This window comes from Campylobacter concisus (assembly GCF_902460575.1).
Lineage (GTDB): Bacteria > Campylobacterota > Campylobacteria > Campylobacterales > Campylobacteraceae > Campylobacter_A > Campylobacter_A concisus_AW.
This window is the reverse complement of sequence record NZ_CABPUY010000003.1, coordinates 494037-511057: the sequence shown is the minus strand read 5'-3', so window position 1 is coordinate 511057 and position 17021 is coordinate 494037. Positions and strand designations below refer to the sequence as shown.

Annotated in this window: 19 protein-coding genes and 1 tRNA gene; 11 read left to right on the top strand and 9 right to left on the bottom strand. The window is 41.6% G+C overall.

Annotation, left to right across the window (positions count from 1 at the left end; translation table 11 throughout):
- Positions 1 to 32: 32 nt before the first annotated feature.
- Positions 33 to 608, bottom strand: coding sequence for a YbaK/EbsC family protein (locus F3G76_RS08980; protein WP_149706490.1), 576 nt, complete (start codon positions 606 to 608; stop codon positions 33 to 35).
- A gap of 63 nt (positions 609 to 671) precedes the next feature.
- Between F3G76_RS08980 and ung the strand changes: the two genes are divergently transcribed.
- On the top strand, positions 672 to 1364 hold the full coding sequence (gene ung / locus F3G76_RS08975; RefSeq protein ID WP_149706489.1) for a uracil-DNA glycosylase: 693 nt from the start codon (positions 672 to 674) through the stop codon (positions 1362 to 1364).
- A gap of 1 nt (position 1365) precedes the next feature.
- Here the strand turns inward: ung and F3G76_RS08970 are convergent, their stop codons facing one another.
- Positions 1366 to 1659, bottom strand: a complete 294-nt coding sequence (locus F3G76_RS08970; protein WP_107945394.1) for a hypothetical protein — start codon at positions 1657 to 1659, stop codon at positions 1366 to 1368.
- A 79-nt stretch (positions 1660 to 1738) separates the two neighbouring features.
- Here F3G76_RS08970 and F3G76_RS08965 point away from each other — a divergent pair, with 79 nt between their 5' ends.
- The 4 genes from F3G76_RS08965 to F3G76_RS08950 all read left to right on the top strand — a co-directional run bounded on the left by F3G76_RS08965 (position 1739) and on the right by F3G76_RS08950 (position 5517).
- Complete coding sequence (locus F3G76_RS08965; RefSeq protein ID WP_149706488.1) at positions 1739 to 2269, top strand: pyridoxamine 5'-phosphate oxidase family protein; 531 nt, start codon at positions 1739 to 1741, stop codon at positions 2267 to 2269.
- 20 nt (positions 2270 to 2289) lie between these two features.
- Positions 2290 to 3456, top strand: coding sequence for a replication-associated recombination protein A (locus F3G76_RS08960; RefSeq protein ID WP_223227462.1), 1167 nt, complete (start codon positions 2290 to 2292; stop codon positions 3454 to 3456).
- A complete protein-coding gene (locus F3G76_RS08955) occupies positions 3426 to 4010 on the top strand; it encodes a hypothetical protein (RefSeq protein ID WP_188116578.1) in 585 nt (194 codons plus the stop codon). Before F3G76_RS08960 ends, F3G76_RS08955 begins: the two co-directional genes overlap by 31 nt.
- An 88-nt stretch (positions 4011 to 4098) precedes the next feature.
- Positions 4099 to 5517 carry an alanine/glycine:cation symporter family protein gene (locus F3G76_RS08950; protein WP_012000977.1) on the top strand — a complete coding sequence of 473 codons (1419 nt, stop codon included), beginning with the start codon at positions 4099 to 4101 and terminating at the stop codon, positions 5515 to 5517.
- A gap of 43 nt (positions 5518 to 5560) precedes the next feature.
- Here F3G76_RS08950 and F3G76_RS08945 read toward each other — a convergent pair whose 3' ends face one another.
- Together F3G76_RS08945 and F3G76_RS08940 are read right to left on the bottom strand one after the other, a co-directional pair.
- Positions 5561 to 6877 (bottom strand): Ig-like domain-containing protein, encoded by a 1317-nt coding sequence (locus F3G76_RS08945; RefSeq protein WP_149706486.1) that lies wholly within the window; start codon positions 6875 to 6877, stop codon positions 5561 to 5563.
- A gap of 244 nt (positions 6878 to 7121) precedes the next feature.
- A tRNA-Val gene (locus F3G76_RS08940) sits at positions 7122 to 7197 on the bottom strand.
- Between the two features lie 224 nt (positions 7198 to 7421).
- Here F3G76_RS08940 and F3G76_RS08935 point away from each other — a divergent pair.
- From F3G76_RS08935 to F3G76_RS10545, 4 genes are all read left to right on the top strand, one after another.
- Positions 7422 to 7859, top strand: a complete 438-nt coding sequence (locus F3G76_RS08935; protein ID WP_004317425.1) for a cytochrome c3 family protein — start codon at positions 7422 to 7424, stop codon at positions 7857 to 7859.
- Entirely contained in the window at positions 7856 to 8560 is a 705-nt protein-coding gene (locus F3G76_RS08930; protein ID WP_107929847.1) for a cytochrome c3 family protein, read from the top strand. The genes F3G76_RS08935 and F3G76_RS08930 overlap by 4 nt, the downstream gene beginning before the upstream one ends.
- Before the next feature lie 10 nt (positions 8561 to 8570).
- Positions 8571 to 8699 carry a hypothetical protein gene (locus F3G76_RS10935; protein WP_258030250.1) on the top strand — a complete coding sequence of 43 codons (129 nt, stop codon included), beginning with the start codon at positions 8571 to 8573 and terminating at the stop codon, positions 8697 to 8699.
- Between the two features lie 248 nt (positions 8700 to 8947).
- A complete protein-coding gene (locus F3G76_RS10545; protein ID WP_188116290.1) occupies positions 8948 to 9145 on the top strand; it encodes a helix-turn-helix domain-containing protein in 198 nt (65 codons plus the stop codon).
- Between the two features lie 403 nt (positions 9146 to 9548).
- On the opposite strand, the gene F3G76_RS08920 is transcribed toward F3G76_RS10545, so the two are convergent.
- The 4 genes from F3G76_RS08920 to F3G76_RS08900 form a co-directional block, all read right to left on the bottom strand.
- Positions 9549 to 10433 (bottom strand): methylenetetrahydrofolate reductase, encoded by an 885-nt coding sequence (locus F3G76_RS08920; RefSeq protein WP_149706485.1) that lies wholly within the window; start codon positions 10431 to 10433, stop codon positions 9549 to 9551.
- Between the two features lie 4 nt (positions 10434 to 10437).
- Positions 10438 to 10896 (bottom strand): hypothetical protein, encoded by a 459-nt coding sequence (locus F3G76_RS08915; protein WP_148822924.1) that lies wholly within the window; start codon positions 10894 to 10896, stop codon positions 10438 to 10440.
- 25 nt (positions 10897 to 10921) lie between these two features.
- The gene (metE, locus tag F3G76_RS08910; RefSeq protein WP_149706484.1) at positions 10922 to 13195 is read right to left on the bottom strand and encodes a 5-methyltetrahydropteroyltriglutamate--homocysteine S-methyltransferase; all 2274 of its coding nucleotides are present in this window, start codon (positions 13193 to 13195) and stop codon (positions 10922 to 10924) included.
- A 530-nt stretch (positions 13196 to 13725) separates the two neighbouring features.
- Positions 13726 to 15222 carry a C69 family dipeptidase gene (locus F3G76_RS08900; protein WP_107965248.1) on the bottom strand — a complete coding sequence of 499 codons (1497 nt, stop codon included), beginning with the start codon at positions 15220 to 15222 and terminating at the stop codon, positions 13726 to 13728.
- Positions 15223 to 15423: 201 nt separating this feature from the next.
- Between F3G76_RS08900 and rpmI the strand changes: the two genes are divergently transcribed.
- Together rpmI and rplT are read left to right on the top strand one after the other, a co-directional pair.
- A complete protein-coding gene (gene rpmI / locus F3G76_RS08895) occupies positions 15424 to 15615 on the top strand; it encodes a 50S ribosomal protein L35 (RefSeq protein WP_021090212.1) in 192 nt (63 codons plus the stop codon).
- A 100-nt stretch (positions 15616 to 15715) separates the two neighbouring features.
- Positions 15716 to 16072, top strand: a complete 357-nt coding sequence (gene rplT, locus F3G76_RS08890) for a 50S ribosomal protein L20 (protein ID WP_009295119.1) — start codon at positions 15716 to 15718, stop codon at positions 16070 to 16072.
- Between the two features lie 160 nt (positions 16073 to 16232).
- Here rplT and dapF read toward each other — a convergent pair whose 3' ends face one another.
- On the bottom strand, positions 16233 to 16976 hold the full coding sequence (gene dapF / locus F3G76_RS08885; protein ID WP_149706482.1) for a diaminopimelate epimerase: 744 nt from the start codon (positions 16974 to 16976) through the stop codon (positions 16233 to 16235).
- Between the last annotated feature and the right edge of the window lie 45 nt (positions 16977 to 17021).

Below are 17021 nucleotides of genomic sequence, written 5' to 3'. Positions count from 1 at the left end.
CCCGACAAATTTAGTGCTAGGAAGTGGTTAGCCTAGCACTTTTCTTTTGCAAATTTAACAAACACCGGCTTTACTATCCTAGCGTAGTCTTTTGCGTTTAAAACGACTGATCTATCAAGAAGTCCCGCATTAAAGGCAATCTCATCGTTTCGCTCTAGCAAACTCTCATCCACAACAAGGTGCAAATTTTTATGAAAGCTAAATGGCGGAACCGAGCCAAATACGCAATCAGCAAGCGCTGTAACCTCCTCTGGACTAGCAAGGCTCGCTCTTTTACCATCAAATTTTTGCGTAAGCGCGTCAAGATCAGCCTGCTCGTCAGCTGGCAAGACCGCGAGCAAGTAAATTTTACCAGCCTTCATCACTGGCTTTTCGTCATCTAGCAAGTAGCCATCTAGCACATTTTCATCTTTAAAAATTTGCCCAAATTTCTCCTCATCTACGCCTTTTATAGAGCAGACCAGCGCCTTTGCGCCCTGACTCATCTTTGTGTCTCTTATCTTAGCGACCTCCTCTGAAGTCCTCGCACTCTCATGCTCTATCACTCTAAATTTAGCCCCATTTTTGCTAAGAAGATCGTGGATTTTATTAAAAATTTGCTCTGACACAGCTCTTTCCTTTGGATAAATTTAGTTAAAATTATACCGCTAAAACCAAAAAAGGGCAGGAAAATGCAGATAAATTTAGATGACGTAAAGATCGAGCCAAGCTGGAAAGAGGTGCTAAAAGATGAGTTTTTGAGTGAAAATTTCGCACGCATCAAAGAGAATTTCTTAAAAGCAAAGAGCGCTGGTGTCGTCTATCCACCAAGCGGGCTTATATTTAACGCATTTAACCTAACGCCATTTCACGCCGTAAAGGTCGTCATCCTAGGCCAAGACCCATATCACGGCGCAAATCAAGCCATGGGGCTAAGCTTTTCAGTGCCAAGTGGCGTGAGAGTGCCCCCAAGCCTTGTGAATATTTATAAAGAAATTTACGCCGATCTTGGCATAAAAGAGCCAAATAGCGGCGATCTTACAAAGTGGGCAAAGCAAGGCGTGCTGCTTCTAAACTCGACTTTAAGCGTTAGTGCTGGAGCGGCAAATTCTCACGCTGGCTTTGGCTGGCAGGGCTTTACAGACGCCGTCATAAGGAAGATAAGTGAAAATTTACAAAATGTAGTTTTTATGCTCTGGGGCAACCCAGCCAAGGCAAAAGCACCGCTTATAGACGCCAGCAAGCACCTCATTTTAGAAGCAGCCCACCCAAGTCCGCTAGCTCGTGGGGCGTTTTTTGGCTGCAGGCACTTTTCACAGGCAAATATCTACCTAGCAAACCATGGCAAAACGCCCATCGAGTGGGACTTAAACGCTCAAATTTGAGCTATTTTTTAAGCTCAGAAAGAAGCTTATTTACCTTTTCAAGCTCGCTTTTGCAAAATTTCTCATCGTTATTTTGCATTATCATCGCCTCTTGGCCGCTTTGCCTTTGCTTAAACTCATCAAATTTAAGCTCAAAAAGCCTTAGCGCTTTCTCATCACCTGCAAGCTTCTTGCTCTCTTTGGCGTAAAGCTCGTCAAGATAGAGCCTGCTTTGTTTGACATACTCCTTGCAAACCTCGCTTGCACCGAATAAATTTACGCCCAGCAAAAGGGCAAAAATGGCAATTTTTTTCATATTTTTCCTTGAAATTTTTGCGTTATACTAGCCTTTAAGCACTTAAATTTTAAAATATTTTGCAAAAAAAGGATGAAAAATGAGGCGAAAAGATAGAGAGCTTAGTCGTGAAGATGGCTTAAAAATCATAGATGAATGCGAATATGCGGTAATTTCATGCGTGGATGATGAGGGAGAAATTTTTAGCGTGCCTATCTCGCCTGTTAGGGTTGGTGAGAGCATTTTCGTCCACGGAGCGACCGCTGGCAGCAAGGCAAAACTGCTTCAAAATGGGCGAAAAGTGGAGTTTGTCTGCGTTAGTTTCAACAAAGTCCCGCACCTAAATGATAGCGAGCTAGAGGCGATAAAGGACGACGGCAAGGCGCTTGGTGGCAAGGTCTTTACGACTGAGTATAAAAGCGCCATCGCAAAAACGAGAGCCTACGAAGTGACAGATGATGCCAAAAGATATGAAATTTTAAAAATTCTCAGCCAAAAATACACCGCCTACGCGATGAGCACATTTGACGTAGCGGCCGAGTATGGGCTAAAAAATATGAAAATTTATGAGCTAAAGATAGAGAGCCTTAGCGCAAAGGCCAAAATTTTGCCAAAACCAGCAAAGGAGTAAATTTGAGCTCACTTGCACTGATGTTTAGACCAAAAAACTTGGATGAAATTTGCGGTCAAAAGGCGGTTAAAGCAGCCTTTTTAAAATTTATAGCCACCAATAAGATACCGCACTCCATATTTTATGGTCCGGCAGGCTGTGGCAAGACGAGCTTTGCAAGGGCTGTGGCAAGCGGGGCAAACTACGACTTTTACGAGTTTGACGGCGGAAATTTAAAGATAGATGACTTTCGCAAAATTTTAAAAAACTACGAAAACGCCCTAAACAAGCCGCTCTTTTTCATAGACGAGATCCACAGGCTTAGCAAAACCCAGCAAGAAGCACTGCTCATCCCCATGGAAAACTACAAAGCCCTAGTTATCGGTGCAAGTACTGAAAATCCCTTTTTCACGCTAAGCTCAGGCATCAGAAGTCGCTCGATGCTCTTTGAGTTTAGACCGCTTAGCAGTGGCGATTTTGAGGAGCTTCTTGGCAAGATAAGAGAGCAAATTTCATTTAGCATTGACGAAGAAGCAAAAGAGTATCTCTTTAAAAGTAGCGGCGGCGACGCAAGAGCTATGCTAAATTTACTCGAATTTGCCATCACGCTTGATGAAAATGTGAGCCTAGAAAATTTAAAAACACTTCGCCAAAACGCCCTAAAAGAGGGGGCAAAAGAGGATGATACGCACTACGAGCTAGCAAGCGCTTTTATAAAAAGCCTGCGTGGAAGCGACGAAAACGCCGTCATATACTATCTCGCAAGGCTCATAGACTCTGGCGAGAGTGCTGACTTCATCGCTAGAAGGATGGCGATATTTGCCAGCGAAGACATCGGCAACGCAAACCCAAATGCGCTAAATTTAGCCGCCAGCACGCTTAGTGTGGTAAAAGAGATAGGCTTTCCAGAGGCTAGGATCATACTGGCTCAGTGCGCCGTCTATCTAGCTAGCTCACCAAAGTCAAACTCCAGCTACAACGCGATAAATGCCGCCCTAAGATACGTGCAAAGCGAAGAAATTTTAAAGATCCCGTCATATCTAAAAAATCACACAAAAGAGAGCAAAGACTACCTTTATCCGCATGATTTTGGCGGCTGGGTCGAGCAAAAATATCTAGAAAAACCGCTCGTTTTTTACAAAAGCAAGGGCATAGGCTTTGAAAAAACGCTAAATGAGTGGCTAGAAAAGATAAGGTCAAAGGGCTAAATTTAGGCTTTACTCTTTTGGTTCAAAAAGGTACGCGCATGAATGAGCAAAATTTAACATATATCGCAAATTTAAAGATAAAAGACGTGCCGTGGGATAGGCTAAGCTGTAGTTACGGCACGGCGGAGCTTTTTGCGCAAATTTTAAACACACTTACAAAGGCTTTGAAAAAGTCTAAATTTGATGAAAAAGAGCTTAGCGAGCTGCTTGATGAGATAGCGGCTCAGTGCGAGTATCAAGAGACTTTTTGGCACGCAACGCCCTTTGCGCTCGTTTTTTTGGTGCGAATTTACAAAAGCGCGCTAAGCGAAAAAGGCGAGGCAGCTAAATTTATCTCACGTAAGCTTGAAGAGTTTTTTAAATTTATGCTTGAAATTTGTGAGAAGCTAGAGCAGCTTGAGCACGCAAAGCCACTTGCAAAAATGGAGCAAATGCTAGAGCCAAAGTATCTTGATATCGTGGATCAAGACGAGCTAAGCTATGATGATAAGCTATTTTACAGCTTTTATTACTACTCAAGCATGGTTTTGCAGGACGCTTTTATAAAAATTTAGCTTGACCATGATTTTTTAGTAGTTAATTTAAATTTTATATTTTTTCAAATATACTTCTCAAATCCAAATCAATCACGAAAGTTAAAAAATGCCTACAAATTTTGCTGAAATTTTAAATAACTGCGTTGAAAGTATAAATTCATTTCTTTGGGGTCCATACTTCCTAATCGCCCTACTTTGCGGCACTGGACTATTTTTCACCATTAGACTTGGCTTTGTTCAGATTTTTAAATTTAAGATGGGTTTAGGCGAACTTTTTGGAAATTTCTCACTTCACGGCGAGGCTGCTGGCAAGGCTGGTATGAGCTCGTTTCAAGCAGTCGCAACGGCGATCGCGGCGCAAGTTGGTACTGGCAACCTCGTGGGTGCGACGACAGCTCTTATCATGGGTGGCCCTGGAGCCATTTTTTGGATGTGGTGCGCAGCCTTTTTGGGCATGGCTACAAATTTTGCTGAAATTTGCCTCGCTCAAATTTATCGCACCAAAGATGACAGCGGCCACACGATAGGCGGTCCAGCCTTTTACATAAGCCGCGGATTAAAGGGCAAATGGGCGAAATTTCTAGCTGGATTTTTCGCTATCGCTATCATCATCGCTCTTGGCTTTATCGGCAATATGGTTCAAGCAAACTCCATATCAGACGGCTTTAGCGGCGCTTTTGGCATACCGCAGTGGCTAACAGGGGCGTTTTTGGCTCTCATTTGCGCGCTAATTTTCATAGGTGGCGTAAAGGCGATCGCAAGGGTCGCTGAAAAGATCGTGCCGCTAATGGCGCTACTTTATATCGTTGTTGGCGTGGTTATCATCGCTTTAAATTTTCACCAAATCCCAGAGGCGATCTCACTAATATTTAAAGCTGCGTTTGATCCTTCGGCTGCTTGGGGTGGGGCAACTGGCGCTAGCATCGCAGCTGCTATGAGATACGGCATCGCAAGAGGACTTTTTAGCAACGAAGCTGGCATGGGTTCAACTCCGCACGCACACGCTGCTGCAAATGTCAAACACCCAGTCGATCAAGCCGTCCTTGGCATAATGAGCGTCTTTATAGACACCTTTGTCATCCTAAATATAACCGTTTTTGTGGTGCTTACTGCAAATGTCATCAGCTTTGAAAACGGCAAGGCAGTCTTTACTGGCATCACCTTGGTGCAAGAGGCGTTTTCGTCACATATATTTGGCAAAACTGGCGGTTATAGCTTCGTGGCGATCTGCCTATTTTTCTTCGCATTTACGACGATCATTGGCTGGTACTACTTCGCTGAGATCAATGTACGTTACCTTTTTGGAGCAAAGGCGGTTAAAATTTTTAAAATTTTAGTTGTTGTTTTTGTCTTTTTAGGCAGCTTGCAAAAGGTTGATTTTGTCTGGAGTTTAGCAGATATGTTTAACGGACTTATGGTTGTGCCAAATTTGATCGCCATAATACTTCTAAGCCCAGTCGTGGCTAAACTTTTAAAAGATCACGACGCTGGCAAAGAGTACGACGTAAAAGAGTATTTGAAGTAAATTTAAGAGTGAGTGGAGAGAGGCTCTCCACATTAAATTTATGTTATAGGTGATCTGTCGGAGCAACAGTTATAGGCTCAAGTGGCATATAAAATGTCGTTGCTTGAGGCTCAGCATATTTATTGCCAGCCTCATCTACTGATGAAGCTTGGACTGTATATTCGTTAGTACCAAGAGTATCCAACACACTACTCTCAGCTATCCAGTTGCCATCAGCATCAGCCTTAGCGCTTAGTTTCTCAACCACATGAGCTTCGTTGCCTTTCTCTACCCAAGAGTGACCAAAGGCATCACGATAAACAACTTCAGCTTTTGTGATAACTAAATTTATATCAGCAAATGGCTCAGCCTTACCCTCGATACTTGGTGATAAGTCATATTGTTTATTGCTATCATACATTGTGTTATAGTGTGACAAGTCAGAAAAGTCATCAGTAGATATTTTTGTGATAGACAAGGTGCTATTGTCTGTATCAACAGTTATCTCTTGCGTGCTTGTGGCTTTTAGCTCTTCGCCGTTTGCAGCTACTTTGCTAGCTTCGATAGTAAATTTATGATCTCCATCAGCTAAAGGCGAAGTTGGTGTGTATGACCAGTTTCCGTCTGCATCGGTAGTTGTCGTACCAAGTAGCGGTGCGCTCTCACCTTCGCCATCAAATATGCTTATAGTAGCGTTTGAAGTAACCTTACCTACCAAAGTTGGAGTGTTATCGTTTGTGATATGCAGACCTGTTCTTTGTGAATTTTCATGCTCTAAGATATTGCCCTCGATGTCAAGGTTACTGCTTATCACAGTGTTTGTATTGCCAGTCACTACATTATCATCTACTGCTGTGACAGATACTTCTAGCGTCTGTGGCAATATATTGTTATATGCATTATCTATCGCAGCTGCAAGTGTGTCAAGACTAAAGCCCTCCTCGCTTGCGCCACCGCTTACATTTGTAAAAGCCTCTGCGCTAGCATTTGCTTGAGAGCTTAGATCGCCAAAATTTGCACTTACGTTTGACTCATGACCACCATTTGTAAAGCCAGCAGCACCAAGGCTCACGCCATTCGAGCTTACTCCGCCTGCTGATTGAGTGCCGCCAGCTGCAGTCTCTTCAAGATCTGAGATATTTTTACCATTTAATAATTGCTCTTGTAGCGATGCTATCTCTTTGCCAGTCTCATCGCTAGCATTTTCATTTTGAGTTTGCGTAGCTTGCACCTCGACCTTTACGCCGTCTTGCTCTTTTATGACCTCATTGTCATAGATCACGTCGCCTGCTTTTAGAGTTCTTTGATTTCCATTAGCATCAACTGCGACGATGGCATCCGTGCCGATTATTGATTTGATTAGTCCTTTAACTTTACTCATAATTTTTCCCCTTTGCGTATTTTATGTTGTCAATTATAAGTAAAAAATTTATTTTATAGCTATTGTACTTTGGTACAGTTGTGACATTTTAGAAATGTGAAGTTATAAATTTTTGAGTTAAATTTAGTAAAAATTTGCCGTATTTTAGAGATTGAGTTTAAAATTTAAAAATGGCAGAGTTACAAAAAATATTTTTAAATTTTATTTTTTAGTTTTTTGTGTTTTGGGGAATTTTATATAAAAATGGTGGCCCCGAATGGACTCGAACCATCGACCACTACCATGTCAAGGTAGTGCTCTACCAACTGAGCTACGGGACCAAAGATTTGGGATTATATTTCATTTTCCTTTTTATTTAGCTTAATTGCCATTTTCTTTAAAATTTAACTTTATAAAACTAGTCTATATTTTAGTACTCTAAAATATTATTAATGCAGATTTAATCAAGCAAGGACTATAATTTCATAAAAATAAGTTTAAGTAAAAATATTAGTTTTCCATTGAAATTTGATGTTTATAAAATCTTAATAGAAAGGAAAAGGGTATGAATAAGCTTAAATTCATCGCTATTTTTGCCTGTTTATTTTCGCTTCATCTCTTTGGTGCTGATATGCCAAAGGGCGATCTAAACGTCACAAAAGTAGTAGTCTCTGATGAGCTAAGAGCCAAATATAAGATCAAACCTCATCATGAACACCTAAGCTTTGACTGCGTTGATTGTCACCAAAACCAGGGCGATGATCCTAGCAAATTTAAAGCGATCGGCGACGCTGGCTGCCTATCCTGTCATAAGAGCAAAAAGCTCTTAGCCCAGAGGCTAAAATTTATGGATACTCTAAAGGCAAATCCTCACAACTCTGTTCACGATGGTCCGACTTTGTACTGCGACGAGTGCCACAACGAACACAAACCATCTACAAACATGTGCTCTGAGTGCCATGAACACGAGGTGCCACAATGGATGAACGGAGTAACACCATGAAAATTTCAAAAAAATTACTAGCGCTTATAATCTTCATAAGCGGAATTGTTGGATTTTTAGTCGTTCTGCCAGTTCATTACGCACTTGATGAGACGAGTGGGGATAAATTCTGCATCGTTTGCCACGAGATGGATCCTATGGTGATCGCCTACAACGACGATATCCACAGCGGCAAGGGCAAAACTGGTATCAAAGCAAGATGCGTCGACTGCCACATACCACATGACAACATCGCAAAATACGCCCTAACAAAGGCGAAAAACGGCATTTTAGAGGGCTGGGTACATTTCTTTGGCGATCCTAATGCTATTGACTGGCACAAAAACCTCAAAAACCGCGAGCATTTTGTCTTTGACAACGGCTGCACAAGCTGCCACACAAACGTGATAGATAGCAACAACACTTCAGCGCAAGCTCAAAAGATGCACGCTCACTACAAAAAGCTCCTTGACACTCCTAAAGAGCTAAAATGTGTAAGCTGCCACTATGACGCAGGTCACGGCGCTGGTTTTAGAAACTACCTTGAGTACTGGAAGCCATCGTATAAAATTTACGATAAAAAGATGATCGAAAAGAGGATCGAAACTAAGCAAAAATTCTTCAAAGATGAGTACAAACCTACAAAAGACGAAGAGGAATTTTTAAAACAAAAGGCTGAAAAAGACGCTAAAAAGCCAGCTGGTGGCGGTCTAGCTGGCTAACAAAGAAGCTTTGCTGCTCTTAAGCGACTTTGAGCAAAATGTCATCCTAAATGCATCGCTTTACCGCTTTGGGTTTAGGATGATCCAGCTAAAAAGCGCGTGCTCAGTCATCAAGGACTTTGAGCGCGGCAATGGATAAAGAAATTTAAACCTTGATCTGGCTAAATTTATAAGAGATAGCCAAAACATCACTCCCATTATGCTTTTGTTAGATGAGAGCACCCCTAGCGTTTTTAAGAGGATTTACTACGCTAGGGTTAATGATTTTATCATTAAGCCATTTTGTCCTGAAGAGTTTTTATTTCATGTTTTTAGGCTTTGCAAGGTGCTTTTAGGCTCTAAATTTGAGCTAAAAAATGGCCTTGTTTTGACAAAGACTCCCTTTGCATAAGAAAGGATGACGAGGTCATCTATCTTGGCAAAAAAGAGAGCCAGCTGCTTGAAATTTTATGCAAAAACTCGCCCCACGTCGTCACCTACGACGAGATAGATCATCACCTATACAAAAACGAAACCTTATCGCAAGACCGTATCAGATCGCTCGTGCGAGAGATAAGAGCCAAAAAATTCCCACCATCGGCCTAAAAACCGTGCGAGGCACTGGATATAAGGTGGAGTGAGGGGGGGGGTTAGTCAAATTTAGATCTTATTTGAGAGGCAAATTTCTATACTTTTGGATCAAATTTGCTTAAATTTGTAAAAACTCTTGCCTTGTTTGGCTATTTTACTGTAACTATTTTCACAGCAGCTTTGATAAATTTGCCTGCCCTTTTTCACACTCTAAATAGTCGTAGCGCCTGCCGTATTATGTATCTGCTAAAGCTATATCATTTTTGCTATAGCAGCTTTTTAAAAATTTGCAAAGCAGTGGCCAACCGACCTTTAAAACAGCTTGTGATCGCTAATCATAACGGTTTTTCTGTGTGTATTTGTGGCGCCACTAGGTCATCAAGAAAGAATTTGTATAAATTTATAGCAAGAGCTGGCTTTACACCAACTCTCTTATGCTTTTTGTAAGCTCCAGGCTCGCTTCTATCTCGGCGCGTTTTGCCATTACGCTTTCTATATTTATGCTTAAATTTAACCCATTTTCGTCGCCAAATTTCTTTAGCTCGCACCAAATTTCTTTGATGATCTCGCAGCTACTAGCTAGGTAGTCAGAGCTTAAATTTAGCCTCTCCTCAACCGAGCTTGGTACGCTCACTCCGAGCCATTTGATAAATTCAAGCGTTTTTGCATTGCCCGCTGTGCTAAATGTAAGAAATATCGGCTCGCTTATCTTTGCAGTCGCGCAATCCTCTAAAAATTTACGCGCTAGCTGTGCGTCAAATATCGCTTGCGATATGAAAAATTTAGCCCCAGCTGCGATCTTTTCACGCATCCTTTGTGGCTCATTGCCCTTTTTGCCGTGACGCTCTGCGATACAGACGCCGCCTACTGCTAACTCTTTAAATTCGCTAGCGATCTCATAGGCGCGAGCTAAATTTAGCCTTACTTTTTGCGTGCTTGAAGTTGCCCCCACTAGAACGTTTAAATTTGAGCTTTGAGCTTTAAGTGCTGCGCGAAATTCATCCTCACCGTATCCGCTAGCCACGCGGTAAAATATGCTAGGTGTTGCGACGTTTAGGTACCTTTTGTAGTAAATTTCTGGGCTTAACGTCCCGCTAAACTCAAATGTCCTCTCGCTATCATTTCGCTCACTCTCGTCTTGCACCTCGTAAAGCACAAGCCCATCGGCCTTGATATCATTTATCCGCCCGCTCCAGCGCTCTGAGATCTCACGTAGCTTTGACTCTTCAAATTCAGCCTTTGGCGGCGTGAGGCCATATAGCACGAGCCCTTTTTCTTTATTTAAAATTTTCTCTTTTAGCATTTTCTCACTTTTGAACTAGATCAGCCCTCATCACCACACCAACAGAATTTCTTGACGACATGCAGACAAACTCGTCTTTTAGATATTTCGCGTCGGCTCGCCAAAAACTTACGATATTTGCCACGTCGGCATTTTGCTTTTTAGCAGCTATCATATATCTTTTCATGACGGCGACAAAAGCCTCTTGGCAATAGCCCTTTATATCTCCGCTATCAGTGATAAATCTTTGAACCTTTACATTTGCCTTTATTACGCTTTTATTTTGGTCGTTTGAGCCAAACTCAAGCCTCACATTTTCAAAGCCTTCTAGCTCTTTTTTGGCAGCTTCTAAATTTAAAGCCTCGCTGATACTATAGATATTTGTTTGTTTGTACGCACCTTTGTTGAGTGGTATAGAGTGGCGTCCAGAACTACATCCGGACGCAAATATAACTAATATTACAAATAGAAAAATCCTTTTCATTTTTCAAATCCTTTTTAATTAAATTTTATAGACCTCTTACGATCTTGACGGCTTCTACCATGTTTTTAAGGCTTGGCTCGACCTCTTCCCATTTTCTAGTTTTTAGGCCACAGTCTGGGTTGATCCAGAGTTGCTCTTTTGGTAAAACCTCAAGCAGAGCTTTGATCTGAGCGACGATCTCCTCGACACTTGGCACGCGTGGGCTGTGGATGTCGTAAACGCCAGGTCCGACCTCTTGTTTGTAGCCAACGGCTTTGAAAATTTTAAGTAGCTCGTTGCCACTTCTTGCAGTCTCGATACTGATAACATCAGCATCCATAGCCTCAATGGTCTTAATAATATCGTTAAATTCAGAGTAACACATATGCGTGTGGATCTGAGTTTTTGCCTCTGCTGAGCTTACTGAAAGCTTAAAGCAATCAACCGCAAATTTCTCATAAGCTGGGATATTTTCAGCTCTTAACGGATAGCCCTCTTTAAACGCTGCCTCATCGACTTGGATCACTCTGATGCCTGCATTTTGAAGGTCTGCGATCTCATCATAGATACAAAGTGCGAGCTGTTTTGCTACCTCGCTTCTTGGCAGATCGTCACGCACAAAGCTCCAGTTTAGCATCGTTACAGGACCTGTTAGCATGCCCTTCATTACGTGTTTTGTGATACTTTGAGCGTATTTCATCCACTTAACAGTCATCGGCTCTGGGCGGCTTACGTCACCAAAGAGAAGTGGCGGCTTGACGCAGCGGCTGCCGTAGCTTTGTACCCAGCCATTTTGGCTAAATGCATATCCGCTGATCTGCTCGCCAAAGTACTCAACCATGTCGTTTCTCTCTGGCTCGCCGTGTACTAGTACGTCTAGGCCGATATCTTCTTGGAATTTCACGCAGTGATCGATATATTTTTTGATGCCTGCTTCATAAGCAGCCGCGTCGATCTCGCCCTTTTTGAAATTTTGGCGAAGTACGCGAAGATCAACCGTTTGAGGGAAGCTACCTATCGTTGTTGTTGGCAAGATGCCGTATTTTAGCGTTTCGCGTTGGATTTTGATGCGGTCTTCAAATTTCTCATCACGCTCAAATTTGCTTAAATTTTTAACGCGATTTTGGACACTTTCAGAGTGGATGAGCTTTGAAGTGGCGCGAGTTTTAACGGCATTTTTGTTCTCTTCGTAAATTTTTGTTTCGCTCTCATTTAGCTTCTCGCCATTTGCTAGTTTTGTGATGATCTTGATTTCATCAAGCTTCTCAACCGCAAAGCTTAGCCAGCTTTTGATCTCTGGGTTTAAATTCTCTTCATATTTTAGAGTGTATGGTACGTGAAGAAGCGAGCATGAAGTGCCTATGTAAAAGTCTTTGCCGCCTATTTTCTCTGAAATTTCACGAACAAGTTTTACCTTATCATCGATGTTGCTTTTCCAGATATTTCTGCCGTCGATCACGCCTGCAAATAGCGTCAAATGGCTGTTTTTGATAGTCTCAAGTGCTTCGAAATTTCTCTTGCCGTGGATGAAGTCAAGTGCGATGCCGTAAATTTTAGTTTTAGCCACTTCGCTAACTGCCTTGATCGCATGCTCAAAATATGTCGCAAACACGATCTTGATGTTGCTAGCAACGCCTGTTAGCTCGTTATAAACCTTTGTGATAAGTGGCAAAAGGTCGCTTTCATTCTTGTCAGTTACGAAGATCGGCTCGTCAAACTGCACTAAAATTTCATCATCAAGCTTAGAAATTTGCTCAAGTAGCTTTTTGTACTCGCCTACAAGCGCGTCAAGGTGCTTAAATGGGCAGCTGCCGTCAGTCGTCTTTGAAAGGGCCAAAAATGTGATAGGGCCGATCAAATTTACCTTGCCTTTTACGCCGTTAGCCTTCGCCTCTTTGTATTCATTTAAAATTTTATCCGCTTTTAGGCTAAATTTACTCTCGCTGCTAAGCTCTGGCACGATGTAGTGGTAGTTTGTGTTAAACCACTTTGTCATCTCCATCGCAACGCCATTTTTGTTGCCTCTTGAGCAAGCAAAATATTGCTCTAAGCCGCTTAAATTTGCAAATCTTGGAGGCGTAGCGCCAAAAGCGATGATGTTATCAAGCATTAGGTCGTAAAATGAAAAATCATTAACGCTAATGGCCGAAATGCCAGCGTCTTGTTGATATTTCCAGTGTCTTTGGCGAAGCGTCTTTGCAGTCTCTTGCAAATTTTCTTCGCTAAAGCCCTCTTTGCCAGCCCAAAAGCCCTCTAACGCGCGCTTTAACTCTCTTTTCTCTCCGATTCTTGGAAAACCTAAAACATAACTTTTTATCATTTTTATCCTTTTTAAATTTAAATTTGCAGACGAAAATTCGCTCTGCGGACTACTATAAAACTGTGCCATGCACAGCAACCTTGAATATTTTTATGCAGGTATATCCCTGCGACCCAAACCCCCAGCACGTTCAATGTTGTTGTGCTGCGCACAAGTCTGGATTACCCCACATGTGGTGGATGACACCCACTTCTTCTTAAACTAAAGTAAAATTTATAAAAAACCCTACTAAAAAGGTCTTTGCCAAATTTCAAACACTGCTTCGTTTTATTTTTAAAAATGCAGTTACAATGCAGCGGACCTGCTAGCAAAAATGGATTAATATCAATGTGAAAAAATGTAAAATCATTTAAAAATTTGCGTGTTTTTTGAAAATCGCTGATATGTTTTTTGCCGAGATTAACGAGCTTTATGCATGGGACAAGGCATCAGCATTTTTTCCTTTGTAGTGAATTTTTGCCGCATTATAAACGCTCTTTGCCAAATTTTTGTTTAAATTTGGGCGCTACTAAATTTCACGCCCAAAACCTTTAGTCTTTTTTGCCTTTATTTAGGGATTTTAGCTTAGCATCCATATCGGCTGTAAGCATAGTAAAGACTTTGTTTGTAAGCTCCTGTGTTAGATCTTTAGCCTCTTGCATAGTCTTTTGACTAAATTCATTTAAGAGTTTGTCCGCTTTTTTCTTATCTTTTTTATAAAGCTTTACGTACTCATCTTCAAATTTAGCCTGTTTTACAGCCAACTCTTTTTCAAATTTAGCGTAGGCCTCTTTTACCACTGGCGAATACTTCTCATAGTCAGTCATCACAAGGGTTTGAAGCTTTCTATAAACCCAGTATATCGAAGTATCATCAGCGTCGTATGAGCCATCTGAGTAGCCTTTTATAAAGCCATCAAGCCCCTCGTAATACGGCAAATAAACGCTAAGATCAGCCATACCAAGAGCGACGTAGGTCACACGGCCGATCTCTTTTGGTAGCCATGGGCGCACCTGCATGACGTGAGACTCGTACGTTCTAAAGACGCTTATAGCGCGGTAGATGTTTTTCTTATCTTCGTCTTTACTAGCGTAGTTATCAAACGCAGTGCCGTCGTAGTGAGCTCTCATCGCAGCTTTTAGGTCTTCTACACTTAGTTTTTTCTCTGGTTTTAAAAATACTGGAAATTTCTGACCGTCAGCGAAGTCTTGTTTTAGACTTGGGTTAAACATGCTTTGCACCCAGCAAACACGTGGATAGTTGTAAGTCACATCTCTCTCATCGTCCCTTGTATAGGCCTTTGTGAAGTTAAATTCTCCGTCTTTTGCAGGGTCATAAGTCTTGTTATCGATCGCAAATTTAATCACATCTTTTGCTCCCATGAAATTTGGATCATTCTCTTTATAAGCGTGAAGTCTGCCTTGGTTTGCAGTGACGAAGTACTCATCTTGTGGGATCTTTGAAGCGATCCACTTATGGCCTGTGCCAGTTTCAAAGTACCAAAGCTCGTTTGCATCGACAAATACCACGCCAAAGCCCTCGCCAGCGCCTTTTGTCTCAACTATCTCGCCAAGAAGCTTAACGCCCTCTTTTGCGCTCTTCATACGTGGCAAAAGCACGTCTGGGATGTCATCTTCTGTGATGCCGGTCTCTTCGTTGTATGGATCAACTTTTAAAAGCTCATCTTTTGCGTAAATGGTCTCAGTGCCGCTTAGTCCAACGCCAGCCTCGTTGTAACCGACTGCTCCGTGAAGCTTGGTGTGTGAATTTGCGATGGTTGTGTATCTCATGCCATCTTTTGGGAGCGGATAAGTAAAGTCATTTGCGCCGTCATGGGCTTTTGAGCTATGCATGCCAGTTTGGTTTTTCGTAGCTGGATGGATCAAAAAGACTTGAGCTTTTATAGCCTTGCTATCAGCACTTCTAGCCACTAGCATAGAGCCATCATTTGAAGCTTTATCTCCTACTAAAATGGTAGTGCATGCCAAGCTACTTGTGCCTAAAATCGCACTCATAGCGACGATTGATGCGAGAATTTTGCCTTTCATTTTTACTCCTTTAGTAAAATAAAATTTTTATATGTGATTATATTTCAAATTTAATAAATTAGTTCTGATTTTTAAAACTTTTTTAAGTTAAATGTAAATTTATTGCAAATTTTGTCTAAGTGAAATTTAAATTTTCTAAAGGATTTTTCGCTATAATCCAAATCTTACGCACTTGCGTATAAAATTTCAAAAAGGATTAGCATGCCAAAGATGAAAACCGTTCGCGGTGCTGCTAAACGCTTTAAAGTAGGTAAAAATAAGATAAAAAGAGGCTCTGCTTTTAGAAGCCACATCTTAACAAAAAAACCTACTAAGCGTATGAGAGACCTTCGTGGCCCACACTACGTGGATAGCACAAACGTCTCAGCCGTTCGCAAAATGCTCGGCGTATAAAGCAGCTGTAGATTTAAGTTTTTGACAAAAAGTCATTCAAACTCCCCCAAATTTAGGGGCAAGACTCACTTTGTGAGCGCCAATTTGTAAAAGGATAAATATGGCAAGAGTAAAAACAGGCGTAGTTAGAAGAAGACGCCATAAGAAAGTTTTAAAGCTAGCACGTGGCTTTTTCAGTGCTAGACATAAACACTTTAGAAAAGCTAAAGAGCAACTAGAGAGAAGTTTAGTTTATGCATATCGCGACAGACGCCAGAAAAAACGTGATTTTAGACGTTTATGGATCGTTCGTATCAACGCAGCTTGCAGACTAAACGACATTAGCTATTCAAGATTTATCAACGGCTTAAACAAAGCTAACATAGAACTTGATAGAAAAATTTTAGCTGATCTAGCTATGAATGACGCGAAGGCATTTGCGGCACTTGCAAAACAAGCAAAAGATGCTTTAAAATAACACCTTTTCTCCGCTTCGGCGGAGATCTTCTTTTTTACACACTTTAAAATTTAATAACAAAAACTCTAAAACTCTTTGTTTTACACAAAATTTGATATGAAATTTAGCCCACTACTTTTACAAACTACTAGCCAAATTTAACTACCAGCAGCCAAAATAGCTAAATTTCAATACTCGTATCAAAGCAGTGTTTCACCGCTCCGCTAAATAAGATTTTGCCGTTTTCTAGCCTAAGACCAAGCTCTTCGCCGCTTTTTGGATAGACTTTTAGGCATTGCGCTGCGTTTAAATTTAAAGTAGCGCCGTAAAAGCAAGCCGCCATGCCAGTGCCACAAGCTAGCGTCTCGTCCTCCACGCCCCTTTCGTAGGTTCTCACCTTTAAAACTCCGCCATCAAATTTGGCTAAATTTACATTTGCATTGTATTTTTGACGAAGTGCCCTGCACTCTTTGATATCAAATTCATCTAAATTTTGTGTGAAATTTACAAGATGTGGCACGCCAGTATCGTAAAAATACCAAGTTTTGCCACCTTCATTTAGTGGCTCGCTTAAAATCTTTGGACTTGTTAGCACGACCTCGACGCACTCACCTTTCACGCTTGCCATCACCTCGCCGCTACCAGTTAGCAGGGCAAATTCGCTCGAACTTACAAGGCCGTTTAGATAGGCATATCTAGCAGCCGCGCGAGAGCCGTTGCCACACATCGCAGCGTAGCTTCCGTCGCTGTTGTAAAACTCCCATTTCACGCCCTTTTCATAAGGCAAAAGTACGATGAGCCCGTCAGCTCCCACGCCGTTTGTTCGGCTGCAAATCTGCCTTGCAAGCTCGCTTCTATCTTTGCTCAAAAATGTGTGAAATATGACAAAATCGTTGCCGCTAGCGTTATATTTTGAGACTTGCATGAGCTATCCTTTTATTTTTTGCTTGATTTTACTAAAATTTAGATA

Coding starts and splice junctions, on each gene's coding strand:
- ung (WP_149706489.1), top strand. CDS start 672: ATGCAGATAAATTTAGATGACGTAAAGATCGAGCCAAGCTGGAAAGAG.
- F3G76_RS08970 (WP_107945394.1), bottom strand. CDS start 1,659: ATGAAAAAAATTGCCATTTTTGCCCTTTTGCTGGGCGTAAATTTATTC.
- F3G76_RS08965 (WP_149706488.1), top strand. CDS start 1,739: ATGAGGCGAAAAGATAGAGAGCTTAGTCGTGAAGATGGCTTAAAAATC.
- F3G76_RS08960 (WP_223227462.1), top strand. CDS start 2,290: ATGTTTAGACCAAAAAACTTGGATGAAATTTGCGGTCAAAAGGCGGTT.
- F3G76_RS08950 (WP_012000977.1), top strand. CDS start 4,099: ATGCCTACAAATTTTGCTGAAATTTTAAATAACTGCGTTGAAAGTATA.
- F3G76_RS08945 (WP_149706486.1), bottom strand. CDS start 6,877: ATGAGTAAAGTTAAAGGACTAATCAAATCAATAATCGGCACGGATGCC.
- F3G76_RS08935 (WP_004317425.1), top strand. CDS start 7,422: ATGAATAAGCTTAAATTCATCGCTATTTTTGCCTGTTTATTTTCGCTT.
- F3G76_RS08930 (WP_107929847.1), top strand. CDS start 7,856: ATGAAAATTTCAAAAAAATTACTAGCGCTTATAATCTTCATAAGCGGA.
- F3G76_RS08920 (WP_149706485.1), bottom strand. CDS start 10,433: ATGCTAAAAGAGAAAATTTTAAATAAAGAAAAAGGGCTCGTGCTATAT.
- F3G76_RS08915 (WP_148822924.1), bottom strand. CDS start 10,896: ATGAAAAGGATTTTTCTATTTGTAATATTAGTTATATTTGCGTCCGGA.
- metE (WP_149706484.1), bottom strand. CDS start 13,195: ATGATAAAAAGTTATGTTTTAGGTTTTCCAAGAATCGGAGAGAAAAGA.
- F3G76_RS08900 (WP_107965248.1), bottom strand. CDS start 15,222: ATGAAAGGCAAAATTCTCGCATCAATCGTCGCTATGAGTGCGATTTTA.
- rpmI (WP_021090212.1), top strand. CDS start 15,424: ATGCCAAAGATGAAAACCGTTCGCGGTGCTGCTAAACGCTTTAAAGTA.
- rplT (WP_009295119.1), top strand. CDS start 15,716: ATGGCAAGAGTAAAAACAGGCGTAGTTAGAAGAAGACGCCATAAGAAA.
- dapF (WP_149706482.1), bottom strand. CDS start 16,976: ATGCAAGTCTCAAAATATAACGCTAGCGGCAACGATTTTGTCATATTT.